13 protein-coding genes are annotated in these 16,353 nt (G+C 71.5%); 8 read left to right on the top strand and 5 right to left on the bottom strand.

The features are described from left to right. The first annotated feature begins 40 nt into the window (after window positions 1-40). The 5 genes from C6Y14_RS21205 (at window position 41) to C6Y14_RS21185 (ending at window position 6,400) form a co-directional block, all read left to right on the top strand. A complete protein-coding gene (locus C6Y14_RS21205; protein ID WP_107018346.1) occupies window positions 41-568 on the top strand; it encodes a TetR/AcrR family transcriptional regulator in 528 nt (175 codons plus the stop codon). A 227-nt stretch (window positions 569-795) separates the two neighbouring features. Continuing rightward, window positions 796-1,833 carry an endonuclease/exonuclease/phosphatase family protein gene (locus tag C6Y14_RS21200; RefSeq protein ID WP_107018345.1) on the top strand — a complete coding sequence of 346 codons (1,038 nt, stop codon included), beginning with the start codon at window positions 796-798 and terminating at the stop codon, window positions 1,831-1,833. 88 nt (window positions 1,834-1,921) lie between these two features. Further along, window positions 1,922-3,142: an MFS transporter gene (locus C6Y14_RS21195; RefSeq protein ID WP_107018344.1), complete on the top strand. Its 1,221-nt coding sequence runs from the start codon at window positions 1,922-1,924 to the stop codon at window positions 3,140-3,142. Window positions 3,143-3,264: 122 nt separating this feature from the next. Continuing rightward, window positions 3,265-4,602 (top strand): MFS transporter, encoded by a 1,338-nt coding sequence (locus C6Y14_RS21190; RefSeq protein ID WP_225891188.1) that lies wholly within the window; start codon window positions 3,265-3,267, stop codon window positions 4,600-4,602. A 178-nt stretch (window positions 4,603-4,780) separates the two neighbouring features. After that, window positions 4,781-6,400: a lipase family protein gene (locus tag C6Y14_RS21185; RefSeq protein ID WP_159074292.1), complete on the top strand. Its 1,620-nt coding sequence runs from the start codon at window positions 4,781-4,783 to the stop codon at window positions 6,398-6,400. Between the two features lie 19 nt (window positions 6,401-6,419). On the opposite strand, the gene C6Y14_RS21180 is transcribed toward C6Y14_RS21185, so the two are convergent. Continuing rightward, on the bottom strand, window positions 6,420-8,174 hold the full coding sequence (locus tag C6Y14_RS21180; protein ID WP_107018342.1) for an NAD+ synthase: 1,755 nt from the start codon (window positions 8,172-8,174) through the stop codon (window positions 6,420-6,422). A 518-nt stretch (window positions 8,175-8,692) separates the two neighbouring features. Here C6Y14_RS21180 and C6Y14_RS21175 point away from each other — a divergent pair. Continuing rightward, window positions 8,693-9,379, top strand: a complete 687-nt coding sequence (locus C6Y14_RS21175; protein WP_107018341.1) for a DUF998 domain-containing protein — start codon at window positions 8,693-8,695, stop codon at window positions 9,377-9,379. Continuing rightward, window positions 9,376-10,269 carry an alpha/beta fold hydrolase gene (locus C6Y14_RS21170; RefSeq protein ID WP_107018340.1) on the top strand — a complete coding sequence of 298 codons (894 nt, stop codon included), beginning with the start codon at window positions 9,376-9,378 and terminating at the stop codon, window positions 10,267-10,269. Before C6Y14_RS21175 ends, C6Y14_RS21170 begins: the two co-directional genes overlap by 4 nt. 120 nt (window positions 10,270-10,389) lie before the next feature. Here the strand turns inward: C6Y14_RS21170 and C6Y14_RS21165 are convergent, their stop codons facing one another. The 3 genes from C6Y14_RS21165 to C6Y14_RS21155 form a co-directional block, all read right to left on the bottom strand. Continuing rightward, window positions 10,390-12,348: a S53 family peptidase gene (locus tag C6Y14_RS21165; protein ID WP_107018339.1), complete on the bottom strand. Its 1,959-nt coding sequence runs from the start codon at window positions 12,346-12,348 to the stop codon at window positions 10,390-10,392. Between the two features lie 166 nt (window positions 12,349-12,514). Continuing rightward, the gene (locus C6Y14_RS21160) at window positions 12,515-13,138 is read right to left on the bottom strand and encodes a DUF305 domain-containing protein (RefSeq protein WP_107018338.1); all 624 of its coding nucleotides are present in this window, start codon (window positions 13,136-13,138) and stop codon (window positions 12,515-12,517) included. Window positions 13,139-13,143: 5 nt separating this feature from the next. After that, on the bottom strand, window positions 13,144-13,812 hold the full coding sequence (locus tag C6Y14_RS21155; protein WP_107018337.1) for a DUF3105 domain-containing protein: 669 nt from the start codon (window positions 13,810-13,812) through the stop codon (window positions 13,144-13,146). Between the two features lie 155 nt (window positions 13,813-13,967). On the opposite strand from C6Y14_RS21155, the gene C6Y14_RS21150 reads away from it, so the two are divergent. Beyond that, window positions 13,968-14,402, top strand: a complete 435-nt coding sequence (locus C6Y14_RS21150; RefSeq protein WP_107018595.1) for an RrF2 family transcriptional regulator — start codon at window positions 13,968-13,970, stop codon at window positions 14,400-14,402. Window positions 14,403-14,829: 427 nt separating this feature from the next. On the opposite strand, the gene C6Y14_RS21145 is transcribed toward C6Y14_RS21150, so the two are convergent. Continuing rightward, on the bottom strand, window positions 14,830-16,050 hold the full coding sequence (locus tag C6Y14_RS21145) for a globin domain-containing protein (RefSeq protein ID WP_107018336.1): 1,221 nt from the start codon (window positions 16,048-16,050) through the stop codon (window positions 14,830-14,832). Window positions 16,051-16,353 lie beyond the last annotated feature (303 nt).

The following is a 16,353-nucleotide window of genomic DNA, read 5'->3' as shown; positions in this document are numbered from 1 at the left end:
CCGCAGCGAGGCGGTGGAACGCTCGATCATCGAGGGCGTCATGCGCCTCCTGGAGGAAGGCGTCCCCCTCGCGGAGATCTCCATAGAACGCGTGGCCCGCATCGCGGGCGTCGGCAAAGCCACCATCTACCGACGCTGGAGCGGCCGCGAGGAACTCTTCTGCGACGTGATGCGCACCGCCGAACCGCCCGACCCGGAACTGCCCGGCACCTCCATGCGCGACGACCTGATCGTCATACTCGAAACGCTGCGGCACCGAGGTCTGGCCTCGCGCTCGTCGGCGATCATGCACAACGTCTACGCGCAGATGAAGAGCAGCCCCAAGCTGTGGAAGGTCTACCACGCGGCCGTCATCGAACCGCGCCGCCTGCTGACGCTCGACGTCCTGCGGCGCGGTCAGGCGAACGGCGAGTTCCGTGCGGACGTCGACGTCGAACTGGCCAACGACCTCTTCGTGGGCCCCATGCTCGTGCGCGCGGTCATCCGCCCGGACGCGGGCCTCGAAGAGGGACTGTCCGAACGAATCGTCGACACGGTCCTGGCGGGACTGGGCCCCACCGCCCGCTGACCCCGGCCACCCGCTGAGCCCCGCGGGTTCGGCCCCCGCACGCCGGCCAGGTCAATGTGCGCGTTCCGTCACAGACCACCCCACCTGGCCCGCCGCCGGAACTCGCCGCGCCCTCTCGCTCGTCCTTGTGCCCGTACGGCCGCCGTGCGGCGGCGGGAACGATCGCGATCATCCCCTAGGGTCTTAGGCGCGGGGTTGATGTGAACGGCAGTTGGTGAGGCGACGGTATGGCGCAGGCGTACATGACGGAGACGGGCAGCGGCGGCCAGGGACCCGACCGCAGAGGCCCCCGGCTCCGCCGCCTGCTGACGTCGCTCCGTACCGACCGGGGCATCTGGCGGCGGGGCATCGTCCTGGCCGCGTTCGCCCTCGTACTCGCCCTGGTGATGGCGCTGCACGCGCAGATCCCGAACAGGATCGGCAACCTCGGCAGCCTCCTGGAGACCTTCCTGCCCTGGCTGGGGCTGGCCGTCCCGGTGCTGCTCGTCCTCGCGCTGGTCCGCAGGTCCGCGACCGCGCTGATCGCCGTGCTCCTGCCCGCGATCATCTGGGTCAACCTGTTCGGCGGGCTGCTCGTCGACCGGACGGGCTCGGGCGGGGACCTCACCGTCGCGACGCACAACGTCAACGCGGACAACCCGGATCCGGAGGGCACGGCCCGTGACGTGGCCGCCTCCGGCGCGGACGTGGTGGCCCTGGAGGAACTGACCACGTCGGCGGTCCCGGTCTACGAGAAGGCCCTCGCCCCGACGTACAAGTACCACTCCGTGCAGGGCACCGTCGGCCTGTGGAGCAAGTACCCGCTGAGCGGGGCCGCCCCCGTCGACATCAAGCTCGGCTGGACCCGTGCGATGCGGGCGACCGTCACCGCGCCCGAGGGACGGCTCGCGGTGTACGTGGCGCACCTGCCCTCCGTGCGGGTGAAGATGGAGGCCGGTTTCACCGCGCGGCAGCGCGACAAGAGCGCCGACGCGCTCGGGGAGGCCATCGCCGACGAGAAGCTGCCGGACATCGCCCTCCTCGGCGACCTGAACGGCACGATGAACGACCGCGCGCTGAACGGCGTCACCTCGCAGATGCGCTCCGCGCAGGGCGCGGCGGGCAGCGGCTTCGGGTTCAGCTGGCCGGCGTCGTTCCCGATGGCGCGGATCGACCAGATCATGGTCAAGGGCGTCGAGCCGGTCACCTCGTGGACGCTCCCGGAGACGGGCAGTGACCATCTCCCGATCGCCGCCCGCGTGAAGCTGTCGGCAACCAGCTCGTAACCCCTGGGAATACTGGGGCTGGGAGGCTTTGTTCCGCAGGTGAACATAAACTGCACGGAACACCGCTCTCCCCTGTGAAAGGTCCCTCATGCCCCTGGCCCTGCTCGCCCTCGCCGTGGGCGCCTTCGGCATCGGCACCACCGAGTTCGTGATGATGGGGCTGCTGCCCGACGTCGCGGACGACCTGAACATCTCGATCCCCAGCGCCGGCCACCTCGTCTCGGCGTACGCGATCGGTGTCGTCGTCGGCGCCCCGCTGCTCGCGGCGGTCACCGCGCGCATGGCCCGCCGCAAGGTGCTGATCGGGCTGATGGCGCTGTTCGTCGTGGGCAACACGCTCTCGGCGTTCGCCCCCGACAACACCTCACTGCTCGCGGCCCGCTTCCTGAGCGGCCTGCCCCACGGCGCGTTCTTCGGCGTCGGAGCGGTCGTCGCCACCGGCATGGTCTCCGCCGAGCGCAAGGCCCGCGCGGTCTCCCTGATGTTCCTCGGCCTGACCGTCGCGAACATCGTCGGCGTCCCCGCCGCGACCTTCGTCGGCCAGCAGTTCGGCTGGCGCGCCACCTTCCTCGGCGTCAGCGTGATCGGCCTGGCCGCCATCGGCTCCCTGGCGCTGCTCCTGCCCCGGAACACCGAGCACGACATCGCCCCCACCGGGCTGCGCGGCGAACTCCGGGCACTCAAGTCGCTCCCGGTCTGGCTGGCCCTCGGTACGACCGTCGCGGGCTTCGGCGCGCTCTTCTCGGCGTACAGCTACATCACGCCGATGCTGACGGACTCCGCCGGGTACGCCGACTCCAGCGTGACCCTGCTGCTCGCGCTGTTCGGCGTGGGCGCGACGGCGGGCAACCTGCTCGGCGGCCGGCTGGCGGACCGCTCGATGCGGGGCACCCTGTTCGGCGGCCTGGTCTCGCTGGTGGCGGTCCTGGCCCTCTTCCCGCTCATGATGGGTACAGCGTGGAGCGCGCCCCTCGCGGTGGTCCTGCTCGGCGCGGCGGCGTTCATGACCAGCTCCCCGCTCCTGCTCATGGTCATGGAGAAGGCGTCCTCGGCCCCGTCCCTGGCCTCCTCCGCCAACCAGGCGGCCTTCAACCTCGCGAACGCGGGCGGCGCCTGGATCGGCGGTCTGGCCCTCGCGGCGGGTTACGGCGTCACGTCCCCGGCGCTCGCGGGCGCGGGCCTGGCGGTGCTGGGCCTGGGCGTCGCGGCCGTCGCGTACACGGTCGACCGCAACCGCGGCACGACGAACGCGGGCCGCATAGTGGCGACGCACACCCCGCAGCACGCGGAGGTCCCGGCCCACCACTGACGCCGGCCGCCGCTGCCCCTGCCGCCCGGCGGCGGCGGGGATAAGCGGTTGAGGCGCACCGGCATCCCTGTTACAAACGTGGGCCGGTCAGCGGGTGGCCGGCGGAACGAGGGGGCCATCACGTGGCACGGGCGAGGACGGGCGGCGGTACGGGCCGCGGCGGCTTACGGCGCGGACGCCGGCCGCTGCTGGCCGCGGTGGCGGTCGACTCGCTGGGCACGGGCCTGTACCTCCCGCTGTCCATGCTGTACTTCCTGCGGGTCACCGACCTGGACCTGGTGGCGATCGGCGTGCTCACCAGTGTGAGCACCGCCCTGACCCTGCCGCTGCCGCTGGTCGTCGGAAAGCTGGCCGACCGGTTCGGGCCGCGGCTGGTGGTCGCCGCCGGACAGGCGCTGCAAGGGACCGGGTTCCTGCTCTACCTGCTGGTGTCGGGCACGGGCTCGCTGGTGGCCGCCATGCTGGTGACCACGGCGGGCCTGCGGGTCTACTGGTCCTCGGTCTTCACCCTCATCGCCGACCTGGCGGACGCCGAGAGCGCGAACGCCGAGGGCACGGACGCGGCGGGGCCGGCTGCGATGGGGGCGGACGCCAAGGACCACTGGTTCGCCCGGGCCGGGATGATCCGGGAAGCGGGCGCGGGCGGCGGCGCCCTGCTCGCGGGCGCGGTGCTCGCCGTCGACTCGACACGCGTCTACGACGGACTGATCCTGGCCTCCGGGCTGGCGTTCCTGGCCGCCGCGCTGGTGGTCGCCCTCGCGGTACCCGCCACACCGCACGCCGCCCCACCATCCGAGGGCCGCTCCGGCTACGGCGCACTGCTGCGGGACCGCCCCTACCTCGCACTGATCGCGATCTCCACGATCTTCGCCACGTGCAGCACGTTCCTGTCCCTGTCACTGCCCGTGTACGTCATCCAGGGCCTGTCGGGACCGGACTGGGCGCCCGGCCCCCTCCTCGCCCTCAACACCCTGCTGCTCGCCACCTGCACGGCCGCCGTGACCCGCTTCGTGCGACGCCGCTGCACCCGCTCCCGCGCCATGGCCTGGGCCGGCGGTCTGTGGGCGCTGTGGTGTGCCGCGTCCGCGTCGGCCGTCCTGCTGCCGCCCGGGGCACTCGTGCCGTTCCTGGCGGCGGCGGTGGTCTGCTACACCCTCGCGGAGATGGTCTACGGACCCGCCTCCAACGCGCTCGCCGCGGACGCGGCGCCGCCCGGTTCCCGGGGCACCTATCTGGCGGCGTTCCAGTACTCCTACGCAGGGGCGAACGTCCTCGCGCCCACCCTGTTCGGGGTGCTCTTCAGCCACGACCGCCTGCTGCCCTGGCTCGCCGTCGGCCTGCTCGCCGCACTGGGCGCGGCACTGATGCTGCTCCTGGCCCCCCGCCTGCCCGGCGAACACCGCCCGCCGCGGCGCGGACCGGTCGCCGCGTTGGGCCGGGAGCCTGAAATCCACGGCTGACCGGAGCCGCCAGGTCGCCCGGAGCCGGACATCACCGAGTGGGCTCCGTACGATCGGCGCGGCTTCGACGCGACGACGGCGCTGCGCCGGCGTGACTCCTGTGCGACCCCGCGCGACTTCGGCGATCGAGGGCCGCCCGCCCGTCCCTGGTGATGACATGCAAGGAGCAGGTGCAGGTATGACACAGGTGTCCCGGACGTTGCTGACCGAAGCCCAGACGATGGCCCTCGCCGCGATCGCCGCCACCGCGGCCACCCCGCGCCCCTCGGGGGAGACCCGCGACGAGCACGTGGCACGCATCGTGGGCGGTATCTGGCTGCAGCTGCACGACCCCTCGATCGACACGGGCGGCACGTGGCGGCTGGCGTGGCTGGGGCTCACCCCGGACAACGCGAACATGGCCTGCATCGTCCGGAACCACGACGGCTCGAACCAGTTCGCCGTGGTGGTCCGCGGCACGGTGGACAGCCCGGTCGACATGATGGAGGACCTCGACGTCGGCACGCTGGTGCCGTTCACCGCCGCCGGGTCGGCGGCGCCCGTGGCGGTCTCCGCCGGGGCCATGGCCGCCTTCACGGAGATCGCCAACGCCCGCGGCTTCATCGGAGGAACACCCACGGAGGAGGCGCCGGAAGGAGAAGCGCCGGTGGGGAAGGTGCTTGTTGGGAAGGTGCCCGTGGGGGAGTCGGGCCGACCCGGTCCCGCCCTTCCGTCGAGGGTGACGCTCAGGGAGGCACTCGCCGCCCTGCTCGCGGCCGCGCCGTCCACGCCCCGGCCGGTGGTCCACGTCACCGGCCACAGCCTCGGCGGCTGTGTCGCGACCATGCTGGCCCCCTACCTCCAGGCCCAGGACTGGGCGCCGAGCGAGCCGCAGTTCGGCCTCGTCACCTTCGCGGCGCCCACCGCGGGCCCGCTGGACTTCGCCCAGTTCGTCGACGGCGGACCATGGACGCCCTTCGTGACCTGCACCAACTACTACGACCTGGTGCCGCGGGCCTGGTCCGACCTGGCCCTGGCGAAGACCTGGTACCCGAAGGGCCAGGGCCCGGTGGCGAACACTGAGGTGGGCATCCTGCTGGACGAGATCGACCTGCTCCGCAAGGGCAACGTCTACGTCCAGCCCGACGCCGGAACCGTCGCGCTGAACCAGGACTACGGGAATCACGACCCGGGACTGGTCGAAAAGACCACGGCCGACTATCTGGGCCAGGTCGCCCACCAGCACGCCAACTCCACGTACCTGGACCTGCTGGGCGGTACTCCCGTCCTCGCCGGACCGGTGGTGACCGCGGTGGACCCCACCTTCGGAACGGGCGACACCCCGGTCCTCGTGCACGGCACGGGATTCACCCCGGGGAGCGTCCTCGACTTCGGCACGATCCCGTGCGCCGACTGGTCCGTCGACCCGTCGGGAACACTGATCAGTGCCACGGCTCCGGCGGGAGTCGGCATCGTCGACGTCCGGGTCACCAACGACCTCGGCACGTCGCCCGCCGTCCCGCTGGGCCGCTTCGCCTACGACGGCCCCGCCCCGCTGGTGGTCGGCGGAGTCGAACCGCCACGCTCCAGGGAGGGCAAGCAGGTCACCGTCAGGGGCTCGGGTTTCGTCGCGGACAGGACCACCGTCCGCTTCAAGGACACGGCCGGGACCGGCGTCATGGTCCAGAGCGCGACAGAGCTCACCGTGACCGTGCCGTCCAAAGGCCTCATGCCCGAAACGGTGGACATCACGGTGGCCGTGGGCGTGACGGCATCCCCCACGGCCCCCGAGGACGAATTCACCTACGAGGACCTCTGATCCCCTTCACCGCGGACGACTACAACCGCTCGCGCCACTGATTGGTGATGGGCAGCCGCCGGTCCTTGCCGAACCCCTTCGCCGAGATCTTCGTACCCGGCGGATACTGCCGCCGCTTGTACTCGGCCGTATCCACCATCCGAAGCGTCTTGGTGACCACCTCACGGTCGAACCCCGCCGCCACGATCGCGTCGGCCCCCGTGTCCCGGTCGACGTACAGCTCCAGAATCGCGTCCAGGACGGGATAGTCCGGCAGCGAGTCCGTGTCGACCTGCCCCGGCCGCAGCTCGGCGCTCGGCGGCTTGGAGATGGAGTTCTCCGGGATCGGCGGAGTCTGCCCCCGCTCGGCCGCGGCCCGGTTGCGCCACTCGGCGAGCCGGAAGATCGACGTCTTGTAGACGTCCTTGATCGGCCCGTACGCGCCCACGGAGTCGCCGTACAGCGTCGAGTACCCCACCGCCAGCTCGGACTTGTTGCCCGGCGCCAGCACGATGTGCCCCTCCTGGTTCGAGAGGGCCATCAGCATGGTGCCGCGCAGCCGGGACTGGAGGTTCTCCTCGGCGAGCCCGGTGAGACCCAGCGACCCCATGTACGCGTCGAACATCGGCTCGATCGGTACGGTCCGGAAGTTGAGCCCGGTCCGCCGCGCCAGCTCGGCCGCGTCACCCTTGGAGTGGTCCGAGGAGTACTTGGACGGCATCGACACGCAGTACACGTTCTCGGCGCCGAGCGCGTCGCAGGCGATCGCGGCGACGAGGGCGGAGTCGATACCGCCCGAGAGCCCGATCAGCACGGAGCGGAAACCGTTCTTCGCGGTGTACGCCCGCAGGCCCACCACAAGCGCGGAGTACACCTCCTCGTCGGCGTCGAGGCGCTCGGCGTACCCGCCGGACAGCTCCGCCTCGTACGGCGGCAGCGGCTCGTCGGAGATGACGAGGTGATCGATGCGCAGCCCGTCGTCCACGACACCCGAGGGCGGCTCGGGGGCCGCCGCGGGCAGGTCCAGGTCGAGGACGACACACCCCTCGGAGAACTGGGGCGCCCGCGCCACGACCTCGCCGTGCCGGTCGACGACGATCGAGTCGCCGTCGAAGACCAGCTCGTCCTGACCGCCGATCATGGCCAGGTACGCGGTCGTGCAACCGGCCTCCTGCGCGCGCTTGCGCACGAGGTCGAGGCGGGTGTCGTCCTTGTCGCGCTCGTACGGGGAGGCGTTGATCGAGAGCAGCAGGCCCGCCCCGGCGGAACGGGTCGCCGGGACCCGGCCGCCGTCCTGCCAGAGGTCCTCACAGATGGCGAGCGCCACGTCGATGCCGTGCACCCGTACGACCGGCAGGGTGTCGCCGGGCACGAAGTAGCGGAACTCGTCGAAGACGCCGTAGTTCGGCAGGTGGTGCTTGGCGAAGGTGAGGACCACCTCGCCGCGGTGCAGCACCGCTGCCGCGTTGCGCGGGGCGCCGGCCGGCTGCCCGTACCTGGGCTGGGCCTTCTCGGAACGGTCCAGGTAGCCGACGACCACCGGCAGCTCCCCGAAGCCCTCCTCGGCGAGCCGGGCGGCGAGGGCGTGCAGGGCCGCGCGGGAGGCTTCCACGAAGGACGACCGCAGGGCCAGGTCCTCTACGGGGTACCCGGTCAGCACCATCTCGGGGAACGCGACGAGGTGCGCTCCCTGCTCGGCTGAGTGCCGGGTCCAGCGGACGACCGCCTCGGCGTTCCCGGCGAGATCGCCGACGGTCGAGTCGATCTGATTCAGGGCGAGGCGTAGTTGAGGCACGGGTCCAGTGTAATCGTCAGAGAGACGTTATGGCCTGGCCGCCCCGGGCACGCCCCGGCGGGGGTTGCCCACGCGGCTCCCGAGGCCCTCGTTCTCGGCGCGGGCCCGGCGGGGGCTGAGCGCGCCGTTCCCCGCGCCCCTTTGAGGGGTGCCCCCTCGGGTTTGTCGGTTGGCTGCGGGCCGGTGGGGGTTGGTCGCGCCGTTCCCCGCGCCCCTAAAAGCCAGGCCGCTGGGGCTGGTCGCCGCTGTGGCGGGCGCGGTCCCGTCGTTTTCAGGGGCGCGGGGAACTGCGCAGTCTTTTCGCTTTTAGGGGCGCGGGGAACTGCGCAGTCTTTTCGCCTTTTGGGGCGCAAGGAACTGCGCAGTCCTGTCGTCTTTAGGGGCGCGGGGAACTGCGCGCTCAGCCCCCACCGGGCCCGCAGTCGAGAACAGGGGCGCGGGGAACGGCGCGACCAGCCCCCACCGGCCCGCACCCGGCAACGTGCGAAACCAACCCCCCGCCCCGATCATGGGCGTCAATGATCACACCCCGCCCGGCCCCGGCCGCAACCGCCACCCTCTTGGCCCTGGCAGCCCTGACCTACTCCGCATGGACCCTGGAGGCGCTCCTCGGAACAGGCCTCCCCCCGACCCACACCTACGTGAGTGAACTCGCCGCCACCAACCAGCCGTACACCACCCTCTTCCGCACCACGGACCTCCTCGCAGGCACGCTCGTGTGCGCCGCAGCCGCAACAATGTCGGCCGGACGCATCCCACGCACCGCCCGAGCCGCCCTCTTCCTCTTCGGCGCAGCCACAGCCGTCGACTCCCGGCTCCCGCTCAGCTGCACCCCCACCACCGACCCGGAGTGCGCCGCGAACGAGACCGCGGCCCTGGTCCCGTGGACCCATTCCGCGCACACGGTGAGCAGCACGGTCGCCCTGTGCGGCATCCTCGTCGCCATGGCGACCCTCACCCGCACAACCCGCATGGGCCCCGCCCTCCTGGCGCTCGAACTGGCCGCCACCGCCTGGACCCTGGCCGCGATCGCCGCTCTGGAGACGGGCCACGCCGGCTGGGGCGTCGGCATCGCCCAGCGCCTTCAGGTCGGCGTCATCGCGATCTGGCTGGGCGCACTGGCCGTCTCCCTCCTCCACGCTCCTGAGCCAGCCGCCCGCGGGGCTCTCCGCGGGGCTCTACGCGAAGCGGAAGCCCGCTCATGACCTTCGTCCGCATCGGCGGAATCCCGCACCACATCCGCGTGGACGGCGCAGGCGCAGGCGCAGGCACCGCCCCCGTCTGTCTGCTCAGCGTCGGCCTGGGCATGTCCTGGTTCGACTGGGACCCCGTGGTGCCGCTCCTCACCCCGTACCGCACGGTCGTCCGCTTCGACCGGCCGGGCTTAGGCCTCAGCGCCCCCGCGCCCGCGCGCGCTTGGCCCACGCTCACCGGTGAGGCGCACCGCATCGCGCGCGTGCTCGACGCGGTCGGAGTCCACACGCCCGCCACGGTCGTCGGGCACTCGCTCGCCGGTTTCCACTGCGAGGCCTTCGCGCGGCTGTACCCGGACCGGACGGCCGGGCTCGTCCTGGTCGACTCCAGCGTCGAGGAGGCACCACGCCCGAGCCGCGCCCCCGCCCTGCGGAACACCGCCACGCGCGCGTGCGGCACGCTGCTGGCGGGCGCGGGCCTGCCAAGGGCACTGGGCCCCCTCCTACGGCGTACCGCGGTCAGGGCCGTACGCAGGAACAGCGGAGACGGAGATTCCACCCCGTACGATCCGGCGCCGTACGACCCGGCGCCGTACGACCTCGTCCGGCGCGCCTACTCCACCAGCCGCTCCCTGCGGGCTGCCCTCGCCGAGAACGCGACCTACCGGGACCAGGCGGTCGAGCTGGACGGCCTCCGGGAGCGTCCTCTGCCGGACGTACCCGTCACCGTCCTCGCCGCCCACGCGGACCTTGACCGTACCGGCTCACGACACTGGCCGGACCGCCAGGAACGCCTCGCCGAGCGCCTCGGCGCCACCTTCCGCGTCGCCGCCCCCGCGGGTCACCTCGTCATGCTCGACCGCCCCCAGGACGTGGCGGCGGCAATCCTGGATGAGCCGTAGGAGGGGAACGAACCGGTGCGCCCGTCCCCCGCCGGCCAGGAAGAGGAACGGACGCACCGGAGATGAGAAGCCGCTGAACCTCAGATCCTCAGATCCTCAGATCCTCAGCGGCTCAGTGACTCAGCGGCGGTACGAGGTCACGTAACCCGGCGCGGGCGAACCCACCCCCGTGACGTCGTCGTACCCCCGCACAGCCTTCAGGCTGCTGTCCTTGCCGAGGCTGCGGACCGAGGTCAGCAGGCCCTCCGAGGCGTCGAAGGCGTTGACGAAGTCCACGCGGGCCACCGCGAGGTCGCGGCCCGTGGGGCGGTCCGTGACGTCGTGGTAGAGCTTCGTGCCGTAGCGGTCGTAGATCGCCGGGTTGGCGAACCCGATCGCATGCCCGCCGCGTGCCTGCTGGGCGAGCGCCTGGATGCCCGCGATGACGGGCGAGGCGAGCGAGGTGCCGCCGATGCGGTACTCGTCGTACTTCTGCGTCCCGTCCGGGAGGGTCTGCGTCTGCCCGACGAGGAACCCGGTGTTGGGGTCGGCGATCGCCGCGATGTCGGGAACCGTCCGCATGGCCTGCGCCTGCCCGCCGTTCGCCTTGGCCTTCGTCTTCGCCAGCCTCGACGGCACGACACCCCGCTGGTAGTACGGCTGCTTCACCGTCGCGCTGGTCCCGCCGCCCGCGCCTGAGGTGTACGCGCCCGGGAAGTCCGTCCAGCTCTTCCCGTCGTCGGACAGCGCGGCCCGGAGCGTGCCCCAGCCGGTCTCCCACTTGTACGTGTCGCCCTTGCCGACGGCGAGCGAGGTACCGCCGACCGCCGTGACCCATGCCGAGTTGGCGGGGGTGTCGACCTGCTTCGTACCGGTGTTGGCGACCTCGTCGCCGTTGTCGCCGGACGAGAAGTAGAAGCCGATGCCCTCGATCGCGCCGAGCTGGAAGACCTGGTCGTAGGCGGCGGCGAGGTCCGGTGTCTGGTTGGCCTCGATGTCGCCCCACGAGTTGGAGACGATGTCGGCGAGGTGCCCGTCGACGATCTTGCCGAGCGTGTCGAGGAAGTCGTCGTCGTAGCAGGACGCGGCGCCGACGTAGACGATGTCCGAGGCGGGCGCGACCGCGTGCATGGCCTCGACGTCGAGGGTCTCCTCGCCGTACCAGCCCGCCGCCCCGCACTCCTCGGTCCGCGTGTACTGACCGGGCAGCACCTGCGTCAACTGCCCGCCGCGATAGGCCGCGTCACCGTGCTTGCGCGCGTACGTGGCCGCGTCCGCCGCGATCGTCGGCGAGGCGTACGCGTCCGTGATCGCCACGGTCACGCCCTTGCCGGTGGCCTTCCCCGCCCCGTAGGCGGCCCGCAGCTGCTTGCCGGTGTACCCCTTCACGGCGTACGGGACCTTCGTGCCGTACGCGCCCGGTAGCGTCGTCGCGGTCTTCGAGCCGTAGTACGAGGAGAACGGTCCGGCGTTGCGGAACACGGCGTCCGGCGGCGGCAGGGTGTCGGCGTGGTCCGCCTTGTGCGGGGCGTTGTCCAGACCGGTCACGGTGAGGACGGCGCCGTTCAGCCCGGCGGGCGCGGAGGCGGCCTTCGAAGGGGCGCGGTAGGTCTTCTTGCCCTTCGCGTAGTTGTGCAACTGCGTGCCGAACGCCTTCTCCGCGTCCGCCACTTCACCCGTCACGGACACGTAGTGCGTGCTGGTGCCGGTGACGGTCAGTCCCGCCGACTTCAGCCAGGCCGTCACCTCGGCCACCTGCGCCTCGGTCGCGCCGAAGCGGGACTGCGCCTGCCGCGCGGTGAGGTACTTCCCGTACGAGGCCGACGACGGGTCGGAGACGGCCTCGGCGTAGGCGCTCAGGCCCGCCGCGTCCCGTCCGGCGAGGTAGACCCGGGCGGAGACCCGGGAGCTGTCCGCCGTGGCCCCCTTGTCCGCCCCGGCCGTGGCCCACAGGGGCTTGGTGCCTTGGAGCGTGTCACGGCCGGCCGGGCCGTCGGAGGCGTGGGCCGCGGGTATGCCCAGGGCCAGCGCGCCGGCGAGCAGCGGCAGGGTCGCCGCCATGCTCACACCGGCGCGCACCGCGGCGCGATTGGATCTCATGAAACCCCCAAAGGATCACTGGATGGGGGTCACTCTTGCGATGAACCGTTCATGCCAGGGGAATGGCCGGGACATGGCTGGCCCAAAACCAACCCAAGGAAACGTATGGGAAAGGGATTTGGGGTGGTACGGGTCAGTTGTGGACTGATCGTGGATCAGTTGTGGATCAGTTCAGCGGCTTCGCACCGCGCTGCTTGAGCAGATCCGAGATCAGCTTCATCTCGGACTCCTGGGCCTGCACCATGCCCTGCGCGAGCCGCCGCTCCACACCGACCTGGCAGCGCTCCACACACCCCTTGGCCATGTGCACACCGCCCACGTGGTGGGCGTACATGAGCTGCAGATAGCGCACCTCGGCCGCCTTGCCGCTCAGCTTGCGCAGCGCGTCCATCTCGGTGTTGGTCGCCATGCCCGGCATCAGCGCGCCGTCCTCGCCGGACCCCATGCCCGCCATGCCCATCCACTCCATGGGCTCGTCGGCGGACACCTTGGGCAGCTCCCACAGGTCCAGCCAGCCGAGCATCATGCCGCGCTGGTTGGCCTGGGTCTGCGCGATGTCGTACGCCAGGCGGCGCACGTCCTCGTCGTCGGTGAGGTCGCGCACGATGTACGACATCTCGACGGCCTGCTGGTGGTGCACGGACATGTCACGGGCGAAGCCCGCGTCCGCGGAGTCCGCCGCGGGCGGCCGCATCCCGGAGTCGTCGCCGTCGGCGACCGCGTACGTGATCGCCCCGGCCGTCACGAGGACGGCCGCGGCGGCTCCGGTGATCCAGCCCGCGGACTTCATCTTCCTCACTTCGACAGGCCGTTGGTGCAGGCGGCGCCGGGCTCGGGCGTCTGCTTGCCCTGGACGTACGTCTCGAAGAACGTGCCGACGTCCGGGTCGCTCGCGCTCTTCACCGTCCGCTGGTGGCCCCACGCGGAGAGCATGATCGGGTCCTGCTGGTCCTCGACGGGGCTCATCAGCGAGTACGGCGTCTTCTTGACCTTCTCGGCGAGCGCCTTCACGTCGGCGTCGGACGCCTTGCTGTTGTACGTCACCCAGACCGCGCCGTGCTCCAGGGAGTGCACGGCGTTCACGTTCTTGATCGCGTCTTCGTAGACGTCGCCGTTGCAGTTCATCCAGACCTGGTTGTGGTCACCGCCGACCGGGGGCTCCATCGGGTACTTCACGTCCTTGGTGACGTGGTTCTGCGTGAGCTTGGTGCTCCACTTCTTCACGCCGTCCTCGCCCGTGACGAACTTCCCCGACGCCGCCTTCGAGTCGCTCGCCGCACTGTCCTTGTCATCGGACTGCGACTTGATCAGGAACGCGCCACCGGCGACGAGACCGGCGACGACGATCACGCTGGCGGTGATCGTGAGGACCCGGTTACGGCGCTCGCGGGACTGCTCCGCGCGCCGCATCTCCTCTATCCGCGCCTTGCGCGACGTGGACTCTGTCTTCTTGGCGGAACCCATGGGGTGGTCCTTCTGGGGGAAAGGGGCAGTGGAGTGGTCTGCTGATCGTAGTGGGGGAGGAGGGGTTCCAGGCGGGGAGCCCCGCGGATTGGCCAAATGGGCGGGGCTGCGGCAGATAATTTGAAGCAGGGATGCGCATTATCTACGCTGCCGGTATGCGGCTGCTGCGATCGACCGACCTGGCTCTGCGCGTCCTGATGCGGCTCGCTGTCGCGGAGGACGCCGCGACGCCGACGACGCGGGACGTGGCGGCGGCGATGGAGGTGCCGTACACGCACGCCGCGAAGGTCGTCGCCGAGCTCCAGCACCTCGGGCTGCTCTCCGCGCGGCGGGGGCGAGGGGGTGGGCTCGCGCTCACGGAGGCGGGGCGGGGGGCGTCGGTGGGGGCGGTTGTGCGGGCCTTCGAGGGCGAGGGGGATGTCGTCGACTGCGAGGGGGCGTCTCCGTGCCCGCTGCACACGGGGTGCCGCCTGCGGGTCGCCCTGCGGCGGGCCCAGGAGGCGTTCTATGCCTCCCTGGACCCCCTGACGATCAGAGACATGGTGGCTGCGCCGACGGGGCCGCTGCTGCTGGACATCACGATGAGGTGAGCGGCGGCGCTGCCGCTGCGGGTGGGGTTGTCGGTCGGCTGCGGCCCGGTGGGGGCCGTTCGCGCAGTTCCCCGCGCCCCTAGGGGGTGCCACCTGGCGTTTGTCGGTCGGCTGGGGGCCGGTGGGGGTCGGCCGCGCAGTTCCTCGCGCCCCTGGGGGGTGCCCCCTGGGGTTTGTCGGTCGGCTGCGGGCCGGTGGGAGTGGGCCGCGCCGTTCCCCGCGCCCCTTAGGGGCCTCGGGGCGCGGGTAGCCGTCCACGCCAGCCCCCCAAGGGGCGCGGGGAACTGCGCAATCGTTGAGGGCGCGAGGACCGACGCGACCAACCCCCACCGGACCCGCTTTCCAGGGGCGCGGGGAACGGCGCAATCTTTTGTCTTCAGGGGCGCGAGGAACTGCGCGGGCAACCCCCACCGGCCCGCAGCCACGGTCACGCGTCGGTAGTCGCCAGCCACAGGTCAGGCCCGAAGACCTCGTAGTGGATGTCGGCAGGAGAGACCCCCTTCGCAAGAAGCTGCCCACGCACCGCCCGCATGAACGGCAGCGGCCCACACAGATACGCCCGCGTGCCCGGCGCGATCACCACTCCGGAGAGGTCGACCAGCCCCGCACGGTCGACCGGATGCCCCGCCGAAGCCCCCCGCTCGTACCAGAAGCACGCCACCCCCTCGGCAAGCTTCGACACGTACCCCTCATGCTCCTCGCGCAAAGCGTGCTCCTCGGGGGACCGGTCCGCGTGCACCACGGTCACCGCCCCCCGATGCCCGCTCGCCACGAGCTGCTCCAGCATGGCGATTATCGGCGTCACACCGATCCCGGCGGACGCGAGCAGCACCGGTGCCCCCGAACCGGCTTCGAGGACCAGATCCCCGTACGGAGCGGACACTTCGAGCGTGCTCCCGACCCGTACGCGCGCGTGAAGGTGGTTGGAGACCTCCCCGTCGGGCGCGCCCCCGCCGTGCACCCGCTTCACTCCGATCCGCCGTACGGACGAGCCGGCCGCGCCGATGAGGCTGTACTGCCGGGTCTGGAGGGCCCCGTCCGGCAGCTCGACGCGTACGGAGACGTACTGGCCGGCCCGGAAGGCGGGCGCGGGGGAGCCGTCGGCCGGCCGGATCAGGAAGGTGGCCACGTCCGCGGTCTCCTCGACACGCTCGACGACCTCCCAGGCCCGCCGCCCACCCGTGCCGCCGTCGACGCCGTCCGCCTCGCTCGCCGCGTACAGCCGCTTCTCGATGGCGATGAGCGCGTTCGCCATCAGCCAGTACACCTCGGTCCAGGCGGCGGCGACCTGAGGGGTGATCGCCTCGCCGAGCACGTCGGCGATGGCGGCGAAGAGGTGCTGGTGGACGACCGGGTACTGCTCGGGCGCGATGCCCAGCGACGCGTGCTTGTGCGCGATGCGGTTCAGCATCGCGTCGGGCCGTACGTCCGGCCGCTCGACGAGCTGGGTGGCGAAGGCGGCGAACGCGCCCGCCAAGGCCTGGCGCTGGGTGCCGGAGGACTGGTTGCCGCGGTTGAAGAGGTCGCGCAGCAGTTCGGGGTGGGCGGCGAAGAGGCCTGCGTAGAAGCGGTCGCTGATCTCTCCCAGGGCCCCGCCGACGGCGGGAAGGGTGGCGCGGACGGTGGCGGCGGACTGCTCGGACAGCATCGGGGCTCCTCAAGCTCGACTGCCCGCACGGTATTAAAACTTGCATCTCAAATGCAAGTTATAGGCGGAGGGTTGGCGGGTGTCCTGGCGTGGGGGGGGAAGGTGACGGAGAGACGCCAGTGGTCGCCCATTTCATGTGCGCCGCTCAGCGGGCAAGATGGGCGTCAGTGCAGTACACCTGCCGTGTGCGAGGCGTTCGGGCGGAGGTCGGCCGGACGATCGGGGCCCGCAACGCGCATGAAATGCTGATGTGGTGTGATGCGCAGGTGCCCGACCGCCTCCCTGGGACGGGAGCAGGCGGCC

The organism is Streptomyces dioscori (assembly GCF_003024195.1).
Classification (GTDB): domain Bacteria; phylum Actinomycetota; class Actinomycetes; order Streptomycetales; family Streptomycetaceae; genus Streptomyces; species Streptomyces dioscori.
Note: the sequence above shows the minus strand (reverse complement) of the source record. Positions and strands in the feature narration are given on the sequence as shown.